General features: G+C 70.4%; 23 protein-coding genes. 5 read left to right on the top strand and 18 right to left on the bottom strand.

Going from position 1 to position 23,347, the window contains the following annotated elements; genetic code table 11:
• Positions 1-8: 8 nt before the first annotated feature.
• Both OG390_RS44530 and OG390_RS44525 read right to left on the bottom strand, forming a co-directional pair.
• On the bottom strand, positions 9-1,289 hold the full coding sequence (locus OG390_RS44530) for a M14 family metallocarboxypeptidase (protein ID WP_406178239.1): 1,281 nt from the start codon (positions 1,287-1,289) through the stop codon (positions 9-11).
• Positions 1,289-3,250 (bottom strand): Xaa-Pro dipeptidyl-peptidase, encoded by a 1,962-nt coding sequence (locus tag OG390_RS44525; RefSeq protein ID WP_406175982.1) that lies wholly within the window; start codon positions 3,248-3,250, stop codon positions 1,289-1,291. The genes OG390_RS44530 and OG390_RS44525 overlap by 1 nt, the downstream gene beginning before the upstream one ends.
• 227 nt (positions 3,251-3,477) lie before the next feature.
• Here OG390_RS44525 and OG390_RS44520 point away from each other — a divergent pair, with 227 nt between their 5' ends.
• A complete protein-coding gene (locus OG390_RS44520; protein WP_406175981.1) occupies positions 3,478-4,968 on the top strand; it encodes a M1 family metallopeptidase in 1,491 nt (496 codons plus the stop codon).
• Positions 4,969-5,253: 285 nt separating this feature from the next.
• On the opposite strand, the gene OG390_RS44515 is transcribed toward OG390_RS44520, so the two are convergent.
• Both OG390_RS44515 and OG390_RS44510 read right to left on the bottom strand, forming a co-directional pair.
• Positions 5,254-6,174 carry a PfkB family carbohydrate kinase gene (locus tag OG390_RS44515; RefSeq protein ID WP_406175979.1) on the bottom strand — a complete coding sequence of 307 codons (921 nt, stop codon included), beginning with the start codon at positions 6,172-6,174 and terminating at the stop codon, positions 5,254-5,256.
• 144 nt (positions 6,175-6,318) lie between these two features.
• A complete protein-coding gene (locus tag OG390_RS44510) occupies positions 6,319-6,798 on the bottom strand; it encodes a macro domain-containing protein (RefSeq protein WP_406175978.1) in 480 nt (159 codons plus the stop codon).
• A 264-nt stretch (positions 6,799-7,062) separates the two neighbouring features.
• Between OG390_RS44510 and OG390_RS44505 the strand changes: the two genes are divergently transcribed.
• Complete coding sequence (locus OG390_RS44505) at positions 7,063-7,761, top strand: MerR family transcriptional regulator (RefSeq protein WP_406175976.1); 699 nt, start codon at positions 7,063-7,065, stop codon at positions 7,759-7,761.
• A gap of 15 nt (positions 7,762-7,776) precedes the next feature.
• Here OG390_RS44505 and OG390_RS44500 read toward each other — a convergent pair whose 3' ends face one another.
• The 8 genes from OG390_RS44500 to OG390_RS44465 form a co-directional block, all read right to left on the bottom strand.
• Entirely contained in the window at positions 7,777-8,517 is a 741-nt protein-coding gene (locus OG390_RS44500; RefSeq protein ID WP_406175975.1) for a hypothetical protein, read from the bottom strand.
• 292 nt (positions 8,518-8,809) lie between these two features.
• Positions 8,810-9,001, bottom strand: coding sequence for a hypothetical protein (locus OG390_RS44495; RefSeq protein WP_406175973.1), 192 nt, complete (start codon positions 8,999-9,001; stop codon positions 8,810-8,812).
• Between the two features lie 49 nt (positions 9,002-9,050).
• Positions 9,051-11,228, bottom strand: coding sequence for a 3-hydroxyacyl-CoA dehydrogenase NAD-binding domain-containing protein (locus OG390_RS44490; RefSeq protein ID WP_406175971.1), 2,178 nt, complete (start codon positions 11,226-11,228; stop codon positions 9,051-9,053).
• A gap of 39 nt (positions 11,229-11,267) precedes the next feature.
• The gene (locus OG390_RS44485) at positions 11,268-12,482 is read right to left on the bottom strand and encodes an acetyl-CoA C-acetyltransferase (protein WP_406175969.1); all 1,215 of its coding nucleotides are present in this window, start codon (positions 12,480-12,482) and stop codon (positions 11,268-11,270) included.
• Between the two features lie 48 nt (positions 12,483-12,530).
• A complete protein-coding gene (locus OG390_RS44480) occupies positions 12,531-13,673 on the bottom strand; it encodes an acyl-CoA dehydrogenase family protein (protein WP_406175968.1) in 1,143 nt (380 codons plus the stop codon).
• Positions 13,674-13,715: 42 nt separating this feature from the next.
• Entirely contained in the window at positions 13,716-14,729 is a 1,014-nt protein-coding gene (locus OG390_RS44475) for an LLM class F420-dependent oxidoreductase (RefSeq protein ID WP_406175966.1), read from the bottom strand.
• The gene (locus tag OG390_RS44470) at positions 14,729-15,883 is read right to left on the bottom strand and encodes a CaiB/BaiF CoA transferase family protein (RefSeq protein WP_406175964.1); all 1,155 of its coding nucleotides are present in this window, start codon (positions 15,881-15,883) and stop codon (positions 14,729-14,731) included. The genes OG390_RS44475 and OG390_RS44470 overlap by 1 nt, the downstream gene beginning before the upstream one ends.
• Before the next feature lie 141 nt (positions 15,884-16,024).
• Positions 16,025-16,405 carry an MmcQ/YjbR family DNA-binding protein gene (locus OG390_RS44465; RefSeq protein WP_406175962.1) on the bottom strand — a complete coding sequence of 127 codons (381 nt, stop codon included), beginning with the start codon at positions 16,403-16,405 and terminating at the stop codon, positions 16,025-16,027.
• Between the two features lie 139 nt (positions 16,406-16,544).
• On the opposite strand from OG390_RS44465, the gene OG390_RS44460 reads away from it, so the two are divergent.
• Positions 16,545-17,717: a saccharopine dehydrogenase family protein gene (locus OG390_RS44460; RefSeq protein WP_406175961.1), complete on the top strand. Its 1,173-nt coding sequence runs from the start codon at positions 16,545-16,547 to the stop codon at positions 17,715-17,717.
• Between the two features lie 34 nt (positions 17,718-17,751).
• Here OG390_RS44460 and mmpA read toward each other — a convergent pair whose 3' ends face one another.
• Together mmpA and OG390_RS44450 are read right to left on the bottom strand one after the other, a co-directional pair.
• Entirely contained in the window at positions 17,752-17,898 is a 147-nt protein-coding gene (gene mmpA / locus OG390_RS44455) for a morphogenic membrane protein MmpA (protein ID WP_406175960.1), read from the bottom strand.
• Positions 17,899-17,992: 94 nt separating this feature from the next.
• Positions 17,993-18,694: an endonuclease V gene (locus tag OG390_RS44450; protein ID WP_406175958.1), complete on the bottom strand. Its 702-nt coding sequence runs from the start codon at positions 18,692-18,694 to the stop codon at positions 17,993-17,995.
• Positions 18,695-18,888: 194 nt separating this feature from the next.
• On the opposite strand from OG390_RS44450, the gene OG390_RS44445 reads away from it, so the two are divergent.
• A complete protein-coding gene (locus OG390_RS44445) occupies positions 18,889-19,185 on the top strand; it encodes a YciI family protein (protein WP_406175957.1) in 297 nt (98 codons plus the stop codon).
• A 16-nt stretch (positions 19,186-19,201) separates the two neighbouring features.
• Here the strand turns inward: OG390_RS44445 and OG390_RS44440 are convergent, their stop codons facing one another.
• Both OG390_RS44440 and OG390_RS44435 read right to left on the bottom strand, forming a co-directional pair.
• Positions 19,202-19,528, bottom strand: a complete 327-nt coding sequence (locus OG390_RS44440; RefSeq protein WP_399094083.1) for a plasmid stabilization protein — start codon at positions 19,526-19,528, stop codon at positions 19,202-19,204.
• 74 nt (positions 19,529-19,602) lie between these two features.
• Positions 19,603-20,652 carry a WD40/YVTN/BNR-like repeat-containing protein gene (locus OG390_RS44435; RefSeq protein ID WP_406175955.1) on the bottom strand — a complete coding sequence of 350 codons (1,050 nt, stop codon included), beginning with the start codon at positions 20,650-20,652 and terminating at the stop codon, positions 19,603-19,605.
• 284 nt (positions 20,653-20,936) lie between these two features.
• Here OG390_RS44435 and OG390_RS44430 point away from each other — a divergent pair, with 284 nt between their 5' ends.
• Positions 20,937-21,353 (top strand): SsgA family sporulation/cell division regulator, encoded by a 417-nt coding sequence (locus OG390_RS44430; RefSeq protein WP_406178238.1) that lies wholly within the window; start codon positions 20,937-20,939, stop codon positions 21,351-21,353.
• Between the two features lie 48 nt (positions 21,354-21,401).
• Here OG390_RS44430 and OG390_RS44425 read toward each other — a convergent pair whose 3' ends face one another.
• Together OG390_RS44425 and OG390_RS44420 are read right to left on the bottom strand one after the other, a co-directional pair.
• Positions 21,402-22,265 (bottom strand): isocitrate lyase/phosphoenolpyruvate mutase family protein, encoded by an 864-nt coding sequence (locus tag OG390_RS44425; protein ID WP_406175953.1) that lies wholly within the window; start codon positions 22,263-22,265, stop codon positions 21,402-21,404.
• A 121-nt stretch (positions 22,266-22,386) separates the two neighbouring features.
• On the bottom strand, positions 22,387-23,064 hold the full coding sequence (locus OG390_RS44420) for a GPP34 family phosphoprotein (protein WP_406175952.1): 678 nt from the start codon (positions 23,062-23,064) through the stop codon (positions 22,387-22,389).
• Positions 23,065-23,347 lie beyond the last annotated feature (283 nt).

Below are 23,347 nucleotides of genomic sequence, written 5' to 3'. Positions count from 1 at the left end.
GACCGTCCTCAGCAGGCCGTCTCCGGCTCTGCGGCCGTGAGGTGGTACGGCGCACGCTCGTCGAGGAGCAACGGGACGAGGGCGCGCAGGGACTGCCGCAGCGGTACGAGGACGCTGTCCCTGTCCGGTCGTACGCGCACTCCGTGCAGGGCGAGTTCGTCGCGCACGTCCGCGTACTGGTCCGCCGTGAGCCGGTAGCCGCAGGGCGGGTCCTGCATCACCTCGGCGGGTTCGGCCGGGTCGTTGTCGCCGCCCCCGAGGTAGACCGGGCCGGTGTCCCGGTAACCCGCGAGCCGGGCCGCGCCGGTGGCCGCGGCGACCCGTGCGCCGCGCTCACCCGTGAAGCCGAACAGGCCGCCGAGCGCGGCCAGTTGGGAGTGGACCCGTCGCCTGTTGTTCAAGGAGGCATCGGCCCGCTCGGCATCCGTGCCGGGGTCGACTCGGCTCTCGATGAGCAGGCCGACGGAGTGTTTCACGCCCGACATGTTCCGCAGGATGCGCTCCTGCCCGTCACCGGCGGTCTGTTTGATCGGGTCGCCGGTCACGGGGTCGGTCCAGATGCCGTACGTGCCCGTCGAGTACCCGCCCTCCTGTGCGGCGGGCCGGACAAAGTCCCGCGACAGGGTCTCCGCCTCGTCGTGCACGGCCGCGGCCGTGTTGAGGTTGCGCGGCCAGAGGTCGAAGAGGTCCTTGTCGTAGTACTTGGGCGTGGCCCCGTATTCGTGCAGGTCGTAGACGACATCGGGTCTGTGGTCGCGCAGGACGGCCGCCATCGCGCGGGCCTCGGCCGTCTTGAGAGCGAGGTGGTCGCGGTTGATGTCGACACCGTCGCTGTTCTCGCGGGTGTCGGCGGCGCGGCCGTCGGGATTGGCGGTGGGGACGACGAGCACGCTGGTGCTCCGCAGGAATCGCCGGGTGCTCCGGTCCTTCGCGTACGCCAGGTCGCGGATCGTCGTGAGGCAGGCCTCGCGCCCGGACGGCTCGTCGCCGTGCTGGCTGCACACGAGGAGCACGGTGGTGGCCGTGCGACGGTCGCCGATCCGGACGAGTTGGAGCGGGCGGCCCTGCTTCGTGGTGCCGATCCGCGACACGGACACCCGGTCGCTCGTCTTGTCGACGGCGGCCAGGAAGTCCTGCTCCTCCGGTTGGCTGGTCCAGCGTGCGCCGTCGGTCTGCTCGAATCCCGTACGCGGCGGGGTTTGAGTCGCGTACGCGGGTGCCGTCAGCAGGGGCGCGGCCAGGGCCGTGGCGGTGACCGCCACGGCCAGGGCGCGGATAAGTAAGTGGATCAACGGGTCTCCCCCGGGACACGATGGGCGGCGCGCGGCTCCTGTACGCCGTCGAGGACGGCCGCGCTCGGCGTCGCGGCGGAACCCGCCGTCGCCCTGGTGAAGGCCTCGGCGCCGCCGACGAGCGGGACCCGGGCCGACGTACGGGACAGGTCGAGCGTCAGGGTCGGCGTGCTGGACGGCGGGTCGATGAGGTCCTTGTCGGTGCCCGCGACGATCAGCGCGAGCCGGTGGCCCTTGGGGACGACGTGGTCGGTGGCTGCCAGGTCGAGCGTGATGGTGTACGCCTTGCCCGGCGTGAGCGGGACGCCCTTGAGGTCGGAGGCGTAGTTACCGAGGTCGGCCCAGCCGCGGCTGAAGACCGTGTAGTCGACGTCGGCCTTGTTCGCCTGCGTCACCTTGAAGCAGGGGCTGTCGCCGGTCGTGCTCGCGCCCCAGCAGGTGCGGTCGGTGAGCGTGGTGATGCCCTCGCCGGCCGCGTTGTAGTCACGGATGGTGTCCGGGCCGAGGTCGACGAGTACGGCGGAGAGATGGGCCGTCGAGGTCGTCGGCGTGGCGGTGACGGTCACCTTGGACGAGCCGGAAAGCCGGAGGTCGTGCGTGAGCGGCTTGCTGACGAAGCCCGCCTTGTCGGGGGTCGACCGGTCGATGTGCGCCGCCCAGTCGGTCTCGCTCAGCGCCGGGTTGTCGGTGAACGTCTCGGTTCCGGAGTGCGACCGCAGACCGAGGATGCCGACGCCCGCCTGAGTGCCCGTGCCCGGGCGCAGGGTCGTCGTCTCGGTGGCGCGGGGCGGCCAGACGCTGGAGGTGACCCACTGGTCGGGGTGGCGCTCGATGTCGGCCAGGGGTTCGCGGTCGATGCCGTTGTCGTAGCCGAGGAGTTCGTGGTCGAACCAGCGGTGCAGGGTGTCGACCCAGGTGGCGCGGCGGAAGTCGAAGGGGTCGACGTGGCCGGTCTGGGAGAGCCAGATCTTGCGCTCGACACCGTTCTTGGCGAGGGCGCTCCACCACTGGCCGAAGTGCTTGGTGCGGACGTTGAGGTCCTGCATGCCGTGGATCAGGAAGACACTGGCCTTGACCTTGCTCGCGTCCTTCACGTAGTCACGCTCGGTCCACAGGCCGGTCCAGTCTCCGGTGCGCGGCGCCTCGTCGACGAGCCTCTGCTGGACGGCGGCGCACTTGGTGCGGGCGTCGGGGCTGTCGACGTAGTCCGAGAGCCAGTCGGGGCCCGAGTCGTACAGCGGGGCGCCCTTGGCGAAGTAGTAGTCGTACCAGGAGGAGATGGCGCTGATGGGCACGATGGTCTTGAGGCCCTTCACGCCGGTGGCGGCCACGCCGTTGGCGATGGTGCCGTCCCAGCTCTTGCCGATCATGCCCGTCCTGCCGTTGGTCCAGCCGGCCTTGGCCGTGGCGGTACCCGTACGGGTGGTGTACCCACGAGCGCGTCCGTTGAGCCAGTCGATCACGGCCTTCGCGGACTGGATGTCGGAGCGGCCGCCGACGTCCACGCAGCCGTCGGAGCGGTTGGTGCCGGCCAGGTCGACGCCGACGAAGGCGTAGCCGCGCGGCACGAAGTAGTTGTCGTAGAACAGCGGCATCCGGACGACGTTGCCGCTCACGTCGTACGTCTTCTTCTGGCTCTCGTTGCCGCGTCCGCAGCAGGAGTAGTACGGGCTGGCGTCCATGATCACGGGTATCTTGCGGCCCTGTTGGGCGAGTTCGCGGGGCCGGACGATGTCGACGGCGACGCGGTCGGTCTTCCCGTCGCTGTCGCCGTCGAGGCCGGTGTCCACCCAGACGGATTCACGGATCGCGTTCTCGTACGAATAGACCGGGGTGCTCTCCCGTGGGGCGCTGTGTGCAGCGGTGGGGGCGAGGAACGCGGCCATCAGGGCGGCCGTGGCCGCCGTCGCGAGCGATCTCCAGGTCGTGAAGCGCATGCGGCGCGCTGGTATCGGCATGCGCGGAACGTACCTCGGTCAACTCCCGCGCAAAAGGGGGCCGGTGACGGGCCGAAAGGCGGTCGAGGCGCAAGCGCCGCGGTCGGCTGTGAAAGGTCCGTGGGGCGCGATCGCTCATGTCGGCCGAATGGCGATCGTGTGACAGGGGCGGCCATGGACATGACCGGGGCCCCGGGGACTGAATAGGCTCCGAACAGACTTCATGCCCCTACGACTTGGAGCTTGACGTGCACCGCAGACTCATCGCCCCGGGCGCGCTCGCGGCCTCCCTGCTGCTGGCGATCCCGGCATCGGCGGCCAGCTACTCCCCCGGGGCGCCGGGCATCGGCGACCCCTACTACCCGGCCTACGGCAACGGCGGATACGACGTCTCGCACTACGGTCTGCGGCTCAAGTACCAGCCGCAGACCGATGGGTTGGAGGGCACGGCGACCCTCCTGGCCACCACCACGCAGGATCTGTCACGGTTCGATCTGGACTTCCTGCTCGATGTGAGCGAGGTGCGGGTCAACGGCGCGAAGGCGTCCTTCGCGACCTCGGGCCAGCACGAGCTGGAGATCACTCCGGCGAACCCGCTGCCCAAGGGCATGCCGATCACGGTCGTCGTCCGCTACAGCGGGGTGCCGTCCACGAAGAGCGCGTACGGCTTCTCGACCTGGCACCGCACTCCGGACGGAGCCGTCGCGGCGGACGAGCCCGAGGCGGCGTGGTGGTGGTTCCCGAGCAACGACCACCCGCTCGACAAGGCCACCTACGACGTATCGGTGGCCGTCCCCGACGGGACGCAGGCGATCTCCAACGGCACGCTTCAGTCGACGAGTTCACGTCTCGGCTGGACCCGCTACAACTGGCGGTCCAACAAGCCGCAGGCCACCTATCTCACCACGCTCGCGATCGGCGAGTTCGACATCACGACCGGGAAGACCTCCGACGGCGTCCCGATCATCAACGCGTACAGCAAGGACCTCGGCGACAACGACGGGGCCGCGCGGGCGAGCGTCGAGCGGACCGGAGAGATCGTCGACTGGCTGACCGGGTACCTCGGCCCGTACCCCTTCAACTCGGTCGGTGGCTACGTCCCGAACACCACCACCGGGTATGCGCTGGAGACGCAGACCCGCGTGTACTACAGCCCCAAGCAGTTCGCGAACGGCTCCAACACCTCTGTCGTCGTCCACGAGTTGGCGCATCAGTGGTACGGGGACGATGTGTCGTTGAAGGGCTGGAAGGACATCTGGATCAACGAAGGCTTCGCCCGCTACGCGCAGTGGCTGTGGTCGGAGCACGAGGGCGAGGGCACGACGCAGGAGCTCGCGGACTACGTCTACGCCTCGCATCCGGCCGACGACACCTTCTGGACGGTCAAGCCCGGCGCCCCCGGTCCTGACAACCAGTTCGACATCGCGATCTACGACCGGGGCGCACTGGCGGTCCAGGCGCTGCGCAACGAGGTCGGCGACGATGCGTTCTTCGCCATCCTGAAGGGCTGGCCGAAGGATCACGCGTACGGGAACGCCTCGGTCGGCGACTTCCGGAAGTACGCCGAGCAGGTGTCCGGCAAGCCGCTTGCGGCGCTCTTCGACACCTGGCTGTTCCAGCCGACGAAGCCGGCCGCTCCGGCGACGCGGACCACGTCGATCGCGAAGGCTTCGGCGGCTCCCGCGCCGCCGAGGTCGTGGAAGAGGATCGCGGCGACGAACGATCTCCACGCCGGCTGAGCCTTGAGGCAACTACCGTGCGGCTCGGGGCACTTGACCCGAGTCGCACGGCAGCCATCACGCCACCGAGTGGGGTGTGCCGCTCAGCCTTTGCCGGTGACACCACTGCGCCGCCGTCACCCGGCCGTCGGCCGACGGTACGGACGAGGCGCCGGGCGGTCGGCAGATCGTCAGCCACCCGGGGCGGGACGGAGGGTCCGTCGCCTGGGCGATCGGTGCGGCGGCGGCCAGGGGCCGGTACGGCCGGCAGTGCGGGCCGCCGAAGCAACCACCGTGACGGGCGGGCTACTTCGACGTCGTCGCCTCCGGAGCGGCCGCACGGGTCAGGAGGTCGTCGCGGGACAGGGCGGCGGTCTCCGTGGACGGCACCGTGCACGCGTACGCCCCGGCCAGCGCACCGTACTGGGCACAGCGTCGCGGCGGCTCGCCGTTCAGCCACCCGAAGAGGAAGGCCGCAGCGAAGGCGTCGCCCGCGCCGTTGGAGTCCACCACCGGCGCGGGAGGTGTGACCGCCGGTATGTGGGTCAGCGCGCCGTCGGCCAGCAGGAACGCGCCCTCGGCGCCGGCCGTGACGACGACCACCTCGGCCCGGCCGCGCTCGACGATGCCGCGCATCGTCCGCTCCGGGTCGGTCAGGGCGGCCGTCGACAGGAAGACGACGTCCGCCGCGAGCGCGAACGGCTCGTGGTACGCGTTCTCGCCGTCCCAGTTGTGCAGGTCGGTCGAAAGGGTCACCCCGGCCTCGCGCAGCACGGGCAGGGCGAAGGCACACGGGTGGGTGATGGATACGTGGGCGTGCCGGCTCGACTCGGCCAGCTTCTGGACGACCGGCTCCGGCAGCCGGTCGTCGGCGTGTGCGCGGCTCGTGTCGTAGAGGGACAGCCGTCTGCCGTCGGGGCTGACGAGGTTGACCGCACGCTTGGTGCCGGCGGGCTGCGGGACGGCGGTGAGCGCGATGCCCCTCTCCCGGTGCAGGGCGCGGACCAGGTCGCCCTCGGGGTCGTCGCCGAGCATGTCGAGGTGGTGGGTCCGCAGGCCGAGGGCGCTCAGACCCAGGGCGACGAAGTCGCCGGTCTGTCCGGCACGCGTGCGGATCCCGGGCTCGATCATGTAGCTGTCGGCGTAGGGCAGCGGCAGTTTCGGCACGTACACGATGGTGTCCACGCCCGCTCCGCCGAGCACGAGGACATCGATGTCGCGGCTCATGGCTCTTCCTCTCGGATGCGAGCAGTGAGTCAAGCAGTCTCCGCCGAGCACGGCAAGGGCTTGCAGAATCTTCCGCAACTTCTTTCAGGGGCCTGCGCGTTGGTGCCTGAACGCTGACTGCGGTGCGGATGCCTCAGCCTCGGGTCAGTCCCCGTGGTCGTAGCCCGTCACGGCTGTCCCCCGTGTCACCAACCGCTCGGTGACGAGCGGCTCGACGCGTGACCACCTGCCGCCCGCCAGGCCGCAGCCGATGCGCGGCATATGGACCGACGCGCCGAGCTCGACGGCCTTGTCCGCCAGGCGGCCGAGGGCCGTGTCGATCGCCTCGTAGCGCACGGGCACGCCCTTGCTGCCCGTCCGTATGCCCCGCTGCCCCACCAGGTTCGCCACCCACACGTACTGCTCGACCTGGACGAACTGGGCCGCGCCCAGGCCGAAGTCGTTGTGCGCGCGGTCCCGGTGCCAGGCGCGGTAGGCCTTCTCCGGCTCCGGCCAGCGGCGCGAGAGGGCGAGTACGAAGCCCTTCCCCCATCCCCCGATGTCGTTGCAGACATGGGCGATCACCTTGACGCCCTTACCCAACGGAACGGTGGCGTCACCCCGGACATACGTGATCTCCGACATGACGCCACCGTAGGCGCTGCCACTGACAGTGGCCCGTGACCGGCTACCGGGACTTATTCGCAGTGCACCGGCCTTCAGGCCGGTGGTGAAGCGAATCTCGCGATAGCGACGCGGAGTGTCGCGGTGACGTGCCTGCGAAAAGCAGGCCGGAACCGTGAAGCAGCGCTCCGGACGCTTTCACAACACTGGTGAGACAGCAATACTGTTGCACCGGATCGACCGCTGCACCTGATCGCTGCGCAGCCCGGAGAGACAGGACCTGCCATGACGACGGACACCGAAGAGCCCACGCTCACGGTCGACGAGCTGGCCGCGCGGGCGGGCATGACGGTCCGTACGATCCGCTTCTACAGCGCCAAGGGTCTGTTGCCGCCGCCCGTCATCGGTCCCCGGCGCGTGGGCCACTACAGCCAGGAGCACGTGGCCCGGCTCGCGCTCATCGAGGAGTTGCAGCACCAGGGCATGACGCTCGCGGCGATCGAGCGCTATCTGACGCAGCTGCCGCCCGGCCTGAGCGCTCATGACCTCGCCATCCACCGGGCCGTGGTGGCCTCCTGGGCGCCCGACGCGGCGGAGGACGTGACACGCGAGGAGCTGGAGCGGCGGGCCGGGCGCTCCCTGGACGACGGGGACCTGGACCGGCTCGCCGCGATGAGCGTCATCGAGCGGAGCACGGACTCCTTCCGCGTGGACCCCGGGCTGCTGCGGCTCGGCGTACAGCTGCTCGACGTACCGCTCGCGCAGGAGTCGATCCTCGCGGCGCGCACGGTCCTCCTGGAGCACTCGCGTGCGGCCGCCCACGAGCTGTCCACGCTGCTGCGGGAGGCGGTGGGCGAGCGGGAGTCCGTGGCGGCGGTGAAGTCGCTGTCGGCGCACATGCAGCCGCTGGTGGTGCAGGCGCTGCTGACCGCGTTCCAGCGCTCCCTCAAGGAGGAAGTGCGGGAGTGGCTCAAGGAGTCCTGAGCCACTCCCCCTGCTCTACGAGACCTTCAGCCCCGCCGCCGATGCGGTGGGTGTGTCGCCGGCCGCGAGCTGCCGCAGCCGCTCGGCGTACATCCGGGCGAGGCCGGTCAGTGCGCCGGAGGCCCCCGACCGGGCCGAGTTGGTGTCGGCGCGATGCTCCAGGGTGCCGATGTACTTCCCCTGGAGGATCACCGTCTCCTGGGTGTGCTCCTTGGCGACGGACTTGTACTGGAAGGTGACGCTTCCGGCGTCGTACGTCGGGGTGTTGAGCACCTGGAGCGTACTGGTGCGGTTGCGAGCGTAGATGTCCCAGGCCTTGAACGCCTTCGAGGCGGCATTCGCGTTGCGGTACACGATGACCTGGAAGCGGGCGCCCTCGCCGGCGCGGGTGCCGCTGTAGCCGACGTCACCGTGCGCCACGGCGTTCCTGCACTTGGAGGACGGGTCCTTGCAGATCGTGGGCGCCTTGGCGCGGCTGGAGAGCGCCTCGGTGACCGTCCGCAGGGCGGTGGGCATGCTGTCGGCGGGCGGCAGCACGGACCGCGCCTGCTGGGCCCCGGTCAGCGACCCGCCGCTCGTCGAACCGCCGTTGGCGCGGCTGCGGGAGGTGGACGAGTACCCCCGGCTCTTCTTCTTGTGCTTCTTGCCCTGGCATCCCGTGAGCGCGAGCGACAGGACGAGAACGCCGACTCCGGCTCCTCGCAGCACTCGCTTGGTGGTGCACCGCACGTACGGCCCCTCCGTTGGCGTGATCATGATCTACGGGAGCCTAGTGCCGCGTCAGCCAAGGTTTGCCCGTCAAGGAGCGGCGTCCGGTGCGTGCTCTGGGGGTCCCCCCGGCCGAAGGCTGGGGGAGTGCCGGCCGGAAGTCCTCGTACTGGACGTACTGGGGCTTTCGGCCGATGCGGCGAGTGGGGGCACCTCCCACGCCCTTGAGGCAGTGGGGGAGCGTGCCGGGCGTCGCGACGGGGCGAACCTTGGCTGACGCGGCACTAGGACGTGGGCGGGGTGCATCCGGTTGCGGCACCGGCGTACGTACAGAAAACCCTCACAAGTAGGCGGATCCGCCCGCCACATTGAGGGTCTGGCCGGTCAGCAAGCCGCTGCCCTCGTCGACCACGTAGAGGAGGGTGGAGACGAGGCCGGACGGCTCCTGGGTCCTGGAGACGGCCTCGGTGGGGGCGAGTACCGGTTCGCGGGTCGGCGTCCGGTCCCCGCTCCCACGGAGCAAGCCCCTCATACCACTCGGCGATACGGCACGCGCCCCCGAGGTTCTGCCGGTCCTGTCGCTACTTGTCGCTGAACCGCTCGCCCTTCTCCGCCTTCTCGACGAGCAGGGCGGGCGGCGTGAACCGCTCCCCATAGCGCTCGGCGAGTTCACGCGCGCGTGCCACGAAACCGGACAGCCCACCGTCGTACCCGTTGATGTACTGCAGCACACCGCCGGTCCAGCCGGGGAACCCGATCCCGAAGATGGATCCGATGTTGGCGTCCGCGACGGAGGTCAGCACGCCTTCCTCCAGGAGCCGGACGGTGTCCAGCGCCTCGGAGAAGAGCATGCGCTCCTGCATGTCCTTGAACGGGATCTCGTAGCCCGGCTTGGTGAAACGCTCGCGCAGCCCCGGCCACAGCTTGCCGCGCTTGCCGTCCTCGCCGTACTCGTAGAAGCCCGCGCCGCCGCTGCGCCCGGTGCGGCCGAACTCGTCGACCATGCGGTCGATGACCTCCTCGGCCGGGTGCGTCTGCCAGGTGCCGCCCGCCTCCTCGACGGCCTGCCTCGACTCCTTGCGGATCTTGCGCGGCAGGGTGAGCGTGAGCTCGTCCATCAGGGACAGGACCTTGGCCGGGTAGCCGGCCTGGGCAGCGGCCTGCTCGACGGACGCGGGCTCGATGCCCTCGCCGACCATCGCGACGCCCTCGTTGATGAAGTGACCGATGACGCGGGAGGTGAAGAAGCCGCGCGAGTCGTTGACGACGATCGGGGTCTTCTTGATCTGCCGTACCAGGTCGAAGGCGCGCGCCAGTGCCTCGTCGCCGGAGCGCTCGCCCTTGATGATCTCGACAAGCGGCATCTTGTCGACGGGCGAGAAGAAGTGCAGCCCGATGAAGTCGTCCTGCCGGTCCACACCCTCGGCGAGCACGGTGATCGGCAGGGTCGAGGTGTTGGAGCACAGCAGCGCGTCCGGCTCGACGATGTTCTGGATCTCCTGGAACACCTTGTGCTTGAGTGCGGTGTCCTCGAAGACGGCCTCGATCACGGCGTCGCAGCCGGCCAGGTCGTTCGGGTCGGCGGTGGGCGTGATGCGGGCAAGGAGGGCGTCGGCCTTGTCCTGGCTGGTACGCCCTCGGGAGACCGCCTTCGCGCAGAGCTTCTCGGAGTAGGCCTTCCCCTTGGCCGCCGCCTCCGCGGACACGTCCTTGAGGACGACGTCGATGCCGGCGTGGGCACACGAGTAGGCGATGCCCGCGCCCATCAGCCCGGCGCCGAGGACGGCGACCCTGCGGACCGGGCGGGGCTCGACGCCCTTGGGCCGGTTGGCGCCGGAGTTGACCGCCTGGAGGTCGAAGAAGAACGCCTGGATCATGTTCTTCGAGGTCTGTCCGGTGACCAGCTCGGTGAAGTAGCGCGCCTCGATGGTCAGCGCGGTCTCGAAGTCGACCTGCGAGCCCTCGACGGCGGCCGCCATGATGTTGCGCGGGGCCGGGTAGGGGGCGCCGTTCAGCTGCTTCCTCAGGTTGGCCGGGAAGGCCGGCAGATTGGCGGCGAACTTCGGGTTCGACGGCGTGCCGCCCGGGATCTTGTAGCCCGGCTTGTCCCAGGGCTGCTGCGACTCGGGGTTGGCGTCGATGAAGGCGCGCGCTTTGGCGAGCATCTCCTCGGGGGTCGCCGCCAAGTCGTGCACGAGGCCGTTCTCCAGGGCCCGCTTCGGGGAGTACTGGGTGCCCTGGAGCAGCACCTTCAGCAGGGCGTCCGTGATGCCCATCAGCCGGACGGTGCGGGTGACGCCGCCGCCGGCGGGCAGCAGACCGAGGGTGACCTCGGGCAGGCCGATCTTGGATCCGGGCGCGTCGAGGGCGATGCGGTGGTGGGAGGCGAGGGCGATCTCGTAACCGCCGCCGAGGGCCGCGCCGTTGATGGCGGCGACGACCGGCTTGCCCAGGGTTTCGATGCGGCGCAGGGAGGACTTGATGGCCGTACCGGTGTCGAATGCCTGCTGGGCGTCCTCCGGCCCGGCCTGGATCATGTCCTTGAGGTCACCGCCCGCGAAGAAGGTCTTCTTCGCGGAGGTGTAGATGATGCCGCGAATGGAGTCCTTCTCGGCCTCGGCGCGCTCGGCGATCGCCGCGATCGAGTCCTTGAAGGCCTGGTTCATGGTGTTGGCGGACTGGTTGGGGTCGTCGAGGACGAGGGTGACGACGCCGGTCTCGTCCTGTTCCCAGCGGATGGTGGTGGACTCAGTGCTCATCAGGGGTGCTCCGTTGATCCGTGTATCCGTCGGGAAAGGTCAGACGCGCTCGACGATCGTGGCGATGCCCATGCCGCCGCCCACGCACAGGGTGGCGAGGCCGTAGCGCTTGTCCTGGCGCTCCAGCTCGTCGACGAGGGTGCCGAGGATCATCGCGCCGGTCGCGCCGAGCGGGTGGCCGAGCGCGATCGCCCCGCCGTTGACGTTGACCTTGTCCAGGGACAGGCCCATGTCCCGCGCGTACCGCAGGACGACCGCGGCGAAGGCCTCGTTGATCTCCACGAGGTCGATGTCGTCGATGGTCAGCCCGGCCTTGGCGAGCGCCTTGCGGGTCGCGGGCGCGGGCCCGGTGAGCATGATGGTGGGCTCGGAGCCGGAGACGGCCGCGGAGACGATCCGCGCGCGCGGGGTGAGTCCGTGACGCTCGCCGACCTCCTTCGAGCCGATGGCGACGAGGGAGGCGCCGTCGACGATGCCGGAGGAGTTGCCGGCGTGGTGGACGTGGTCGATCTCCTCGACCCAGTGGTACTTCTGCAGCGCCACGGCGTCGAATCCGCCCAGGTCGCCGATGTCGGCGAACGACGGCTTCAGCTTGGCGAGCGAGTCGGCGGTGGTACCGGGGCGCAGGTGCTCGTCGTGGTCGAGAACGACGAGCCCGCTGCGGTCCTTGACGGGGACGACGGACTTGTCGAAGCGCCCGTCCTTCCAGGCGGCGGCAGCGCGCTCCTGGGACAGGGCCGCGTACTCGTCGACATCCCGCCGAGAGAAGCCCTCGATGGTGGCGATGAGGTCGGCGCCGATGCCCTGCGGCACGAAGTTGGTGGCCATGTTGGTCATCGGGTCGGCGAACCAGGCGCCGCCGTCCGAGGCCATCGGCACGCGCGACATCGACTCGACGCCGCCCGCGAGGACGAGGTCCTCCCAGCCCGAACGGATCTTCATCGCCGCCATGTTGACCGCTTCCAGACCGGAGGCACAGAAGCGGTTCTCCTGGACGCCGGCGACCGTGTCGGGCAGTCCAGCGGCGACCGCGGCGATGCGGGCGATGTCGGAGCCCTGGTCGCCGACCGGGCCGACGACGCCGAGGACGATGTCGTCGATCGCGGCCGGGTCGAGGCCCGGGAAACGGCGCTGGACCTCGTGGATGAGCCCGACGACCAGGTCGATGGGCTTGGTGCCGTGCAGGGCGCCGTTCGCCTTGCCGCGGCCGCGCGGGGTGCGGATCGCGTCGTACACGTACGCTTCGGTGCTCACTGGTAAGCCTTTCAAGAGAGCCGGGAGGGCTGAGCCGGGCTGTGAGGGTCAGCCGAGCAGGGAACGGCCGATGATCTCCTTCATGATCTCGGTGGTCCCGCCGTAAATGGTCTGGATGCGTCCGTCGGTGAAGGCCCTGGCGACGCGGTACTCCGTCATGTAGCCGTACCCGCCGTGCAGTTGGAGGCAGCGGTCGGCGACCCGCTTCTGCAGTTCGGTGGCCCACCACTTGGCCATCGAGGCGTGCACCGCGTCGAGTTCCCCGTTCGAGTGATCGACGACGCAACGGTCGAGGAACGCGCGGGTGACGGCGCACTCGGTGGCCATCTCGGCTATCTCGAAGCGGATGTGCTGAAGCTTGGAGAGCGACCGCCCGAAGGCCTCGCGCTCCTTGACGTATGCGGTGGTGATCTCCAGCAGGTACTCGGCGGCCGCGATGCCGGCGACGGCGATGCCCATGCGCTCCTGCGCGAGGTTCGTCATCAGATGGACGAAGGCGCCGTTCGGCTTGCCGAGCAGGTTCTCCTTGGGGACGCGCACGTCGTTGAAGAACAGCTCGGCCGTGTCCTGGGACTTCTGGCCGATCTTGTCGAGGTTGCGGCCGCGCTCGAAGCCTTCCATACCGCGCTCGACGACGAGCAGCGACAGCCCGTGAGCGCCGCCTTCGGGCGTCGTCTTCGCGACCACGATCACGAGGTCGGCCAGGATGCCGTTGGAGATGAAGGTCTTGGAGCCGTTGAGCAGCCAGTGGTCGCCCTTGTCCTCGGCATGCGTCTTGATGCCTTGGAGGTCGGACCCGGCACCGGGTTCGGTCATGGCGATCGCCGTGATCAGCGAGCCGTCACAGAAACCGGGCAGCCAGCGCCGCTTCTGCTCCTCGGAGGCCAGGTCCGTCAGGTATGGCCCGATGATGTCGTTGTGCAGTCCGAGGGCGAGCCCTGGGGTCCCCGCGCGCGTGAACTCCTCGGCGAGGACAGCGCTGTACCGGAAGTCCGGGTTGCCGCCGCCTCCGTACTCCTCGGGAACGGCGAGCCCGAGCAGCCCCTGCTTCCCTGCCGCCCGCCAGGCGTCGCGCGAGACGATGCCGTCCATCTCCCACTGCTCGTAGTGGGGCAGCACCTCCTTGGCGAGGAAGGTGCGCACGGTCTCGCGGAACGCGTCGTGCTCGGCGGTGAAGATCTGCCGCTTCATGCGGGAAACGCCCTCCTGGAGTTCATACGGGGAAACGCCTTCCTAGAGCCAGCTCTTGACGGTCTCGACGAGCCTGGCGGGTTCCGGCCCGACGGGGATGACGTTGAGCATCGTCACCCCGGCCTCCCGGAAGGCCTCGACACGCTCGCGGACGTAGCTCTCGGGTCCACACAGCGACATCAGCTCGCAGAACTCGTCCGGCACGGCGGCCTCGGCCTCCTTCTTCCGCCCGGAGAGGTACAGCTCCTGGATGAGCCGGGCTTCCTTCTCGTAGCCGTACGCCACCGCGAGGTCGTTGTAGAAGTTCTTGCCGGGCGCGCCCATGCCGCCTACATAGAGGGCGATTTTGGGCCGCGCGAGGTCCCGCACGGCCGCCGCGTCCTCGCCGATGGCGAGCAGTCCGCCCGCGACGGTCCGCAGTGGGCCAAGGGCCGGGTCCCGGCGTGCGGCGCCGTCCGCCAACGCGGTGCCCCACACCTGGTGGGCCTTCTCCGGGAGGAACAGGGTGGGCAGCCAGCCGTCGGCGACCTCGGCGGTCATACGGACGTTGGCGGGGCCCAGCGAGGCGACGTACAGAGGTACTTCGGGCCGTACGGGCTCGGTGAGGATCTTCAGGGGCTTGCCGAGGCCGCCGAGGCGGGGCATGTCGGTGATGCCGTGGTGGTCGATGACCTCGCGGCGCAGGATGCGGCGGGTCAGCTCGATGGCTTCGCGGGTGCGGCCGAGCGGCTTGTCGTACGCCTTCCCGTGCCAGCCCTCGACGACCTGCGGGCCGGAGGCACCGAGCCCGATGATGGCTCGTCCTCCGGAGATCGCGTCGAGCCCGGCGGCCGTCTGGGCGATCAGCGCGGGAGTGCGCGAGTAGACGTTGAGGATCGCGGCGCCGATCTTCATGCGCTCGGTGCGGGCGGCAAGATAGCCCATGATCGTGGGTGAGTCGAAGCCGTAGGCCTCGGCGACCCAGACGGCGTCCAGGCCCGCGGATTCCAGCGCGGCGACCTCGTCGGCCGCCTGCCGGGGATCGCCCGCGTAGTCGAGCGGGAGGGAGAGCTCCATCAATTGCCGTCCTTCATCGGTTCGCCGTCTTTCAACAGGTCGGGTACGCCCCAGTCGCGTGCCACGTCCGCGGTGTCGGCGCCCGGTTGGGCGGGACCACTGCGGACGGCGGTGCGGGAGAGGGAGAAGCGGGGCGCGGGGGCCGGCTGGGTGATGCCACCGTGGTCGACGAAGGTGCCGCGGGCGGCGAGATGCGGATGGGCGGGCGCCTCGCGCAGCGACAGGACCGGCGCCACGCACGCGTCGGAGCCCTCGAAGACCGCGGTCCACTCGTCTCTCGTACGGGTCTTGAAGCGGGCGGCGACGGTCTCGCGCAGCTCGCCCCAGCGGGCCAGGTCCTTGCGGGCGGAGGCCATCTCCTCGATGCCGAGGAGTTCCACGAACTCGTCGTAGAACTGCTGCTCCAGGGCGCCCACCGCCATGTACTGGCCGTCGGCCGTCTCGTACGTCCCGTAGTAGGGGCAGCCGCCGTCCAGGAGGTTGGCGCCGCGCCGGTCCTGCCAGCCGCCGGCGGCGAACATGCCGTGGATCATCGCGGCGAGGTGCGCGGCGCCGTCGACGATGGCCGCGTCCACGACCTGTCCGGCGCCGCTCGCGCGCGCGTGGTGGAGCGCGGCGAGGATCCCGACGACGAGGTAGAGCGAGCCGCCCGCGTAGTCGCCGACGAGGTTCGCGGGGACCGTGGGCGGCTCGTCCGGCCTGCCGATCATGCCGAGGGTGCCGGTGAGGGCGATGTACGCGATGTCGTGCCCGGCGCGCTGGGCGAGCGGACCCTCCTGGCCCCAGCCGGTCATCCGCCCGTAGACAAGTTTCGGGTTGCGGACGTGGCAGCTCTCGGGGCCCACACCGAGGCGCTCGGCGACGCCGGGGCGGTAGCCCTCGATGAGGATGTCGGCGCGTTCGACCAGGTCGAGGACGCGGTCCTGACCGTCCTGGGTCTTGAGGTCGATGATCACGGACCGCTTGTTGCGGTTGGTGATGTCGTACTCCGGGTTGATCGCGAGCCCGGCCCCACCGGGCCTGTCCACGCGGACGACGTCCGCGCCGAGGTCGGCGAGGAGCATGGCGGCGAACGGGCCGGGGCCGATGCCCGCCAGCTCGACGACGCGCACCCCGACGAGCGGGCCGTGCCCTGGCGTCCCTGCCACTGCCATCAAGCCCCCAGCACTGTGACACTACTGATGTGACATCAGCGATGTTAAGAACGTGTTCCACACCGGGCAAGCCCTTGACGAGCAAGCGCTTAGTTAAATTCCCGGTGCGAATCAGGATGAGGAGGGGCGAAACGGGGCGTGTCAGCGCCCGTCCAGCTCGGCGATCAGCTTCTTCGGCGCGATCGTCCGGTAGCTCTCCTCGACCCAGTCGCACAGCAGCTCCGCGGCCGGAGCGTCCCGCTCCTCCAGGGGTATGCGCACCCAGCCCGACCTGCCGAGGCCGTATCCGGCGGGCTCGGCGCCGGGTGAGGCGAGGGCATGGGCGTGCGCGGCCTCGTCCTTGAGCTTCAGAGTGACGCCGAGCGGATAGCTGCCGTCGTCGAGGCCGAGGAAGACGAACACCTTCTTGTTGACCTTTGCGACGGTCTCGCCCCAGGGGAACTCCTCCGCGGCGCCGGGCAGGCCGAGGGCGAACTCGCGCACCTTCTCCCACTTTTTCAGGGCGTTATTCGGCACGGCCACGGCTCCTCCGACCTCTTCGTCCGACCTCGTCGTTCGCCTGCTCGTACCTCACGCTAGCCTCAGCCACCGACAACGGCGCTTCGCGCGCGCTGTGGGGGTACCTCCCGCTCGAGCGCAGCCGAGAGTGGGGGAGGGTGTCATGAGCAGGCCGAACGGGACGGACCGCACGTACGACATCGTGCTTTTCGGAGCCACGGGGTTCGTCGGGGAACTCACCGCGGAGTACCTCGCGGCGCACCAGCCCGAGGGGCTGCGCTGGGCGATCGCGGGGCGCAGCGTGGAGAAGCTGGAACGGCTGCGGGAGCGGCTGGCCGGCGCCCCCGGTGTGCTGCTGGCCGACGTGGCCGATCCCGAGTCGCTGCGCGAACTCGCGCGCCACGCGCGCGTGGTGGCCACAACGGTGGGGCCGTACATCACGTACGGCGAGGAACTGGTCGCCGCCTGCGCGGACGCCGGTACCGACTACGTGGACCTCACCGGCGAGCCCGAGTTCGTGGACCTGATGTATGTCCGGCACGACGCCCGCGCGCGGGAGACGGGGGCGCGCCTGGTGCACTCCTGCGGCTTCGACTCGATTCCGCACGACCTGGGCGCGTACTTCACCGTGCGGCAGCTGCCCGAGGGCGTGCCGCTCAGGGTCGACGGATATGTACGCACCCAGGCGATGTTCTCGGGCGGCACCTTCGCCTCGGCGCTCAACCAGTTCGCACGCGGGCGGCACATGCTCGCCGCGGCGCGGGACCGCAAACGCCATGAGCCGAGGCTGATGGCCCGACGCGCGGAGGCACCGCTGAGCGCTCCGCGGTTCGCCAAGGAGGTCGGGGCCTGGGCACTGCCGCTGCCCACGATCGACGCTCAGGTGGTGCAGCGGTCCGCGCGGGCGCTGGAGCGCTACGGGCCCGACTTCCGCTACCGCCACTACGCGGCCGTCGAACGACTGCCGTTCGCGGCGGGCGGGGTCGCGGCGGTCGGCGCGGTCTTCGCGGCGGCCCAACTGCCGCCCGCGCGCTGCTGGTTGTCCGACCGGCTCAAGCCCGGGGACGGGCCGAGCGCCTCGCGACGCGCCAAGAGCTGGTTCTCGGTGCGGTTCGTCGGAGAGGGCGGCGGGCGGCGCGTCTTCACCGAGGTCGCGGGCGGTGACCCGGGCTACGACGAGACCGCCAAGATGCTCGCGGAGTCGGCACTGTCCCTCGCCTTCGACGACCTGCCGAAAACGTCCGGTCAGGTCACGACGGCGGTGGCGATGGGGGATGCGCTGATGGAACGCCTCCGCAAGGCCGGGATCGTCTTCCGCGTCGCGGCCACGCGCTAGTCGACATGGTCCGGATTCTCGGGATGGCCGGGCTTCAGAACGACCATCCCGAGACCGTGTAGATCATCCCGCCTATCCAGGCGAGTCCAGCGATCACGGCGAGGACCAGCGCGGCCGTCACCGCCCGTTCGACGGGCTGGGTGGGGTGGGCGGCGGGCTTCGGGGCACGGTGCGTCGTCATGCGGCACAGCCTGCCGATCATGAGGGTGCCCTCGCATCCGTACGACTACTCAGAACGGGTACTCAGAAGGCCTGCTCCGTCGACGGAGGGGCGGTCAGGGTGTTGCCTCCTGGAGGGCCCGCCTGCAGAGGGAGTCCGCGCGCCGGGTGGTCTCCGGAAGGCGGTACTTCGGGGTGAGCGCGAGCGTGTGTGCGCACGCGTTGTCGAGGTTCACCCGGTGGCCGACCGACACGAAGACGGGCTTGACGCCGTCCCGCGTGCGCAGCGCGCGGCCGACCTCCTCGGCACCCGCGCGGCCGTCCGCGAGGAGCGGGGACGCGCTGCCGCGCCCGGCGCCGGGCTCCTCGTACGAGAAGGTGAAGGGGGTCTTGGCGACGCCGATGGTGGGGAGTCCGGTGAGGACGCCGAGGTGGCTGGCGAGGCCGAAGCGGCGCGGGTGGGCCAGGCCGTAGCCGTCGCAGACGACGAGGCCCGGCCCGCAGGGCAAGGCCTCGAGCGCGGCCAGGACGATCGGGATCTCACGGAAGGCAAGCAGCCCCGGAACGTACGGGAAGGAGACCTGGCCGACGGCGGTGGCCTCGGCGACGACATCGAGGGTGGCCGCGTCGAGCACGACGGCTGCGGCGGCGACGACGTCCCGCTCGTCGTCGTAGGCGACGTCGACCCCCGTCACCCGGCCGGTGCCGGGCGGCGGCCCCGGCTCGTCGAGCACCACCCGCTCCCGCAACTCGTCCTGCACGGCACGGGCTTGCTCTTCGGTGGCGGGCCAACCCGCGGGAATCCTTACGGTCGTCATGGTGGAGACGAGCGTAGAGGCCGCGGAACGGGCCGGTCGGACAGGGGTGGGGAACTGCAGCTCCTTGCCGCCCGGCAGCGGAGCGAACGCGGGCGACCAGCGTGCCCAACACCGTTCGGGGCACACGGCTGAGCATGAGTTCTGGAAATTGGACTCACTCCCGCTCGGTTTCTAGGAACGGTAGGCTCGCGATCATGTTCGTACTGGAGTTGACCTACACCGCGCCGCTCGAAGCGGTCGACGCCGCTCTGGAAGCACATGTCGCGTGGCTCGACGAGCAGTACGCCGCGGGGATCTTCCTGGCGTCCGGGCGCAAGAGCCCCCGCGACGGCGGAGTGATTCTCGCCGTCACGGAGGACCGGGCGCGGATCGAGGAGATCGCCGCGGGCGACCCGCTCGTCACCGCGGATGTGTGCGCCTACCGCATCACCGAGTTCGTGGCGACCAAGACGGCGCCGGCCCTGGAGCGGTACCGCGAGACGCTCGGTTGAATCGGGCCAGCGCGGTTCACTCGCCGCCGAGGGCGCGCTTCAGCTCGCTCTTGTTCATGTCCGAGCGGCCGTGGATGTTGCGCCGCTTGGCCTCCTCGTACAGCTGGTCGTAAGTGGGCCCCTGGGAGCCCTTGTGCGAGCGCTGACCGCCCCGCTTGCCGGACGACATGTCCTGAGTGGACGTACGGCTGGCGGTCTTCGACTCGCCGGACCGGGCGCGCTCCTTGTTCACCGTCCGCGCGGCGATCTCCTCGGCTCGCCGCTCGCTCTCACCACGGTCGAGTGCGCTCTCCTTGATGTGCTCGTACTGGCGTTCCCGTTTGGGGCTCGAACCGCGTGGCACGGCTGATCACTTCCTTTCGCGGTCACTGCCTTGCGCGGCCCGAGTACCCCGCATCGCGGCGTACACCGCACGGGTCAGCGCTCCAGGCGGGCCACCCGTCCCTTCTCGCCGGAGGCCCAGCACCCCAGGTCGGGGGTGCAGTCCACGGTGTCGTACGAACCGGTGTCCACGGTGCGCCAGGTGCGGCCGCCGTCCGTCGTCAGGTCGGTGCCGGTGGGGCCGACCGCGAGCGCGGCGGTGCGGCTGTGCGGGAGCCAGGTCAGGCCCGAGCGGTAGGCGGGCGGGGGCTGGGTGGCGGACGTCCAGGTGCGGCCGCCGTCGGGGGTCAGCGCTGCGGCCTGGGGTGAGGCCTGGTCGGCACGGTAGTCGCCGCCGACCGCGAGGCCGTGGGCGCGGTCGCGGAAGGCGAGGGCGAAGACGCCGCGCGCCGGGTCGCCGGCCGGGATCGGCGTGTCGGTGGCGGTCCACGTCAGTCCCCGGTCCGAGGAATGCAGCACGCGCGCGCGTGCGCCCCCGCCGGTGGCCAGCCACACATCATGCGGCCCCGACGTCACCAGGCACTGCCCGCTCGCCGCGAAGCCCGCCTCGCCGTCCTGAGCCGCGGGCATCGAGTCGCTGGGCAGCACCTTCCAGGAGCGGCCGCCGTCACTGGTCGACAGGATGCGGAACCTGCCGTCCACCGGGTCGCTCATCGCCAGGCCGTGGCGCCGGTCGAAGAAGGTGAGGCAGTCGTAGAAGGCCTTCGTGTCGGTGTTGCGGAAGGACTCCGTCCAGGTCGCGCCGCCGTCGTCCGTGCGCAGGACGCGGGAGGCCTCGCCCTCGCCGATGGCCAGGACCACGGCGCGCCGCGCGTCGAACGCCTCGATGTCGCGGAACTCCAGGTCCGCGCCGCCGGGCGGGGATACGCTGCGCCATTTCGCACCCCCGTCGGTGGTGCGCAGCACGGCGCCCTTGGAGCCGGCCACCCAGGCCGTGTCCCGGCTGACGGCCGACAGGCCGCGGAACCTTGCGTCCGTGCCGCCGTCCTTGAGCTCCCAGTGCGGCGCCTTCGCCGGCTCGTGCGCCTGCGCGGGTGCCGTGAGTGTGGCGGCGAGCGCGGCCGCGCACAGTCCCACGGTGACCATCCGACTCCTACGTCTCGTGTTCCCCAAGCCCCTCATGGCGGGCGAAGCTAGCCCACTCCCCCGGTGCCGTCCAGATGGCGATCCCGGGAACCTCGGGGCCCCGACCGAGTGTCCTCTCGGATGTCCGAAGACGACGGGACGAGACATGGATCACCACCGTGCATGAACGCGGTGACAGAGGTCACTCCAGTTTCAGGTGCACGCAGTGGCTCATTTCTACGTCTCTTCAATTGACCGGCCTCATCCGCCCGGAGTTCGTCCAGCCGTCACAAGGGAGCAAGGCGTTGTCCACCGTCATCGAGCAGCCCGTAGAGGCCCGCCTCGTCGCCGCCGCGCCGCGGATGCCGAGCATTCCCGCAACGCTCCACTACGACCGGAGCGATCCCTTCGCGGTCCGTATGACCTTCCCCGCGCCGGCCACGCTGGAAGGCGTGGAGGTCTGCTGGACCTTCGCCCGCGAGCTGCTCACGTCAGGGCTCGAGGAGTCGGTGGGCCGGGGCGACGTCCGGGTGCGGCCGTACGGCTACGACCGCACCGTTCTGGAGTTCCACGCCCCCGAGGGCACCGCCGTGGTGCATGTGCGCTCGGGCGAGTTGCGGCGGTTCCTGCAGTGCACGACGGAGCTGGTGCCCGTCGGCCTCGAGCACCTCCAGGTGGACCTGGACCACGACCTGGCGGAGCTCATGCGGGGTACGTGCTGAGCGGGGCGCCTGTTGAGGCCGGGTGCCTGTTGAGCGGGGTTCCCGTCCTCAGCCGCTTCTGCCCATCAGGGCGTTGAGCTCGGCGTAGTCGAGTCCGTCGGTCAGCGATTCGTAGGTCCCCGCGTCCAGCAGCTCCCGCGCGGCACGGCGGACCACGGCGTGTGCTGCCTGCGCGATGCCCGAACCGGCGCTGATCCGTGCGACCCCGAGGGCGGCCAGTTCGGCGACGGACGGCGCGCCGGGGCCCACCATGACGTTCAGCGGGCCTTCGATGCCCCCGACGAGTGTCTTGACGGTCACCGGATCGACGGCTCCGGGCACGAAGACACCGTCGGCTCCGGCGGCGAGGAAGGCGGCGGCTCGCTCCAGGGTTTCCTCGATCTTGCCGGCGCCCCGCAGATAGGTGTCGATGCGGGCGTTCACGTACAGCGGTACTCCGGCCGTGTCGGCGGCCGCGCGGGCCGCCGCGATGCGCTCCGCCTGCTCGGCGATCGGGCGCAGCGGCGCGCCGCCGTCGGAGCCGCCGTGGAGCGCGTCCTCGATGTTGACGCCCACCGCGCCCGCCGCGAGCACCGCGCGGATCGTGTCCGCGACCCCCTGGGCGTCCTGCGCGTAGCCACTCTCGATGTCCGCGCTGACCGGCACCCGGACCACCGCGGCGATCCGCCCGACCGCGCCGAGGGCCCCGTCCCTGTCGAGCCGGTCCCCGTCCGCCGCACCCCACACCCACGCGAGGCCCGCGCTGGTCGTCGCCACCGCGCTCGCGCCCGCCTCCTCCACGATCCGGGCACTCATGGCGTCCCACACATTCGGCAGAACGAGGGGCCGACCGGGCACGTGCAGGGCACGAAAGGCGAGCGCGGTTTCACGCAGGGAACTCGGTTCCGTGCGGGGGGATTCGGGGTTCGTCATGGGGATGAGCCAAGCATGGGGCGGGGTGGGCGGACTGGCAGGAAAACGACGTGCACATGGGCGGCGGACGCCGGGATGGGCGAAATCCAGCCAGGCTGGGGTGCGCGAGGGTGCGCGCCCCTCAGCCCCCGGCAGCCGCCCCCGTAGCCGACGCAGTCGTCGCCACGATCACCGCCGTGCGCACTTCCTGGAGGACCTTCTTCAGGGCCGGAGCCGCCGCGCCGCTGCGATCGGTCAGGTCTTCGAGGCGTGTCTTGTGGAACTCGCGGTCCTTGGCGGGTGCGAGGGTGCGGAGTTCGGCCGCGGCGGCGAGGGCGACGAGGGCCGCGTCGCGGTCGGAGATCTCGGAGACGGGGAGCGGGCCTTGGAGTACCTGCCGGGCCTCGGTGTGCAGTGCGTCCACGGCGGGCACCCGCTCCAGCTCGTACTCCACGGAGGGGAAGAGGCCGAGGACGCGCTTCTTCTCCGCCCGGAGGTATCCGTCGGCCGCCAGCTGCGCGCGCACGGCGTCCAGGGTGACGCGCGCCCGCATCGTCACCCATGCCTTCCACTTTCGCGGCCGGGACTCCGCGACGAGTTCCAGGAGTCCGTCGAGGACGACGTCGCCCGTGCGGGAGTCGGCGTCGACAGGGGTGACGATGCCGTTCTCGTCGATCAGCAGTCCGCGCTGCGCCAGCTCGGTGAGAGCGCCGGCGCGCACCAGGTGGTGGAGATGGGTCGCGCCGGTGACCTTGAGCCTGCTGGTGTCCCAGGCCAGGAGGTAGAGCCGGGCGGGCAGCGAGAGCGAGCCGTTCGGCACGGGATCTCCTTCGGGTCGAGGGGGTCACGTTAATCCTTTGACAGCCTCCGGAGCCGCCCCTACGGTGCATAGCGGTCCTGTTGCCGTCGATTGGAGAAGGACGTTGCTCGTCTGAGGTCTGAGACACCGCGTCACACACAGCCAGCTCTTCCTGGCCTCCGTGTGCGCAGCGTGCGACCTCGGCGTACGAGCCGTCCTCCGGTGCAGGGCTTTTCTGCTGTCCTTCTGGACGGCTGCCCTCCGACCTGATCGTCGTCGCCCCGCGGTGTCTCGAGCGTGTACC

The sequence above is a fragment of the Streptomyces sp. NBC_00996 genome (assembly GCF_045162675.1).
Taxonomy (GTDB): Bacteria; Actinomycetota; Actinomycetes; order Streptomycetales; family Streptomycetaceae; genus Streptomyces.
Note: the sequence above shows the minus strand (reverse complement) of the source record. Positions and strands in the feature narration are given on the sequence as shown.

Bases quoted from the DNA above. Each gene is read 5' to 3' on its own strand.
- OG390_RS44525 (WP_406175982.1), bottom strand. From the start codon at position 3,250: ATGCCGATACCAGCGCGCCGCATGCGCTTCACGACCTGGAGATCGCTC.
- OG390_RS44515 (WP_406175979.1), bottom strand. From the start codon at position 6,174: ATGAGCCGCGACATCGATGTCCTCGTGCTCGGCGGAGCGGGCGTGGAC.
- OG390_RS44510 (WP_406175978.1), bottom strand. From the start codon at position 6,798: ATGTCGGAGATCACGTATGTCCGGGGTGACGCCACCGTTCCGTTGGGT.
- OG390_RS44505 (WP_406175976.1), top strand. From the start codon at position 7,063: ATGACGACGGACACCGAAGAGCCCACGCTCACGGTCGACGAGCTGGCC.
- OG390_RS44500 (WP_406175975.1), bottom strand. From the start codon at position 8,517: ATGATCACGCCAACGGAGGGGCCGTACGTGCGGTGCACCACCAAGCGA.
- OG390_RS44495 (WP_406175973.1), bottom strand. From the start codon at position 9,001: ATGAGGGGCTTGCTCCGTGGGAGCGGGGACCGGACGCCGACCCGCGAA.
- OG390_RS44490 (WP_406175971.1), bottom strand. From the start codon at position 11,228: ATGAGCACTGAGTCCACCACCATCCGCTGGGAACAGGACGAGACCGGC.
- OG390_RS44480 (WP_406175968.1), bottom strand. From the start codon at position 13,673: ATGAAGCGGCAGATCTTCACCGCCGAGCACGACGCGTTCCGCGAGACC.
- OG390_RS44475 (WP_406175966.1), bottom strand. From the start codon at position 14,729: ATGGAGCTCTCCCTCCCGCTCGACTACGCGGGCGATCCCCGGCAGGCG.
- OG390_RS44470 (WP_406175964.1), bottom strand. From the start codon at position 15,883: ATGGCAGTGGCAGGGACGCCAGGGCACGGCCCGCTCGTCGGGGTGCGC.
- OG390_RS44460 (WP_406175961.1), top strand. From the start codon at position 16,545: ATGAGCAGGCCGAACGGGACGGACCGCACGTACGACATCGTGCTTTTC.
- mmpA (WP_406175960.1), bottom strand. From the start codon at position 17,898: ATGACGACGCACCGTGCCCCGAAGCCCGCCGCCCACCCCACCCAGCCC.
- OG390_RS44450 (WP_406175958.1), bottom strand. From the start codon at position 18,694: ATGACGACCGTAAGGATTCCCGCGGGTTGGCCCGCCACCGAAGAGCAA.
- OG390_RS44445 (WP_406175957.1), top strand. From the start codon at position 18,889: ATGTTCGTACTGGAGTTGACCTACACCGCGCCGCTCGAAGCGGTCGAC.
- OG390_RS44435 (WP_406175955.1), bottom strand. From the start codon at position 20,652: ATGGTCACCGTGGGACTGTGCGCGGCCGCGCTCGCCGCCACACTCACG.
- OG390_RS44425 (WP_406175953.1), bottom strand. From the start codon at position 22,265: ATGACGAACCCCGAATCCCCCCGCACGGAACCGAGTTCCCTGCGTGAA.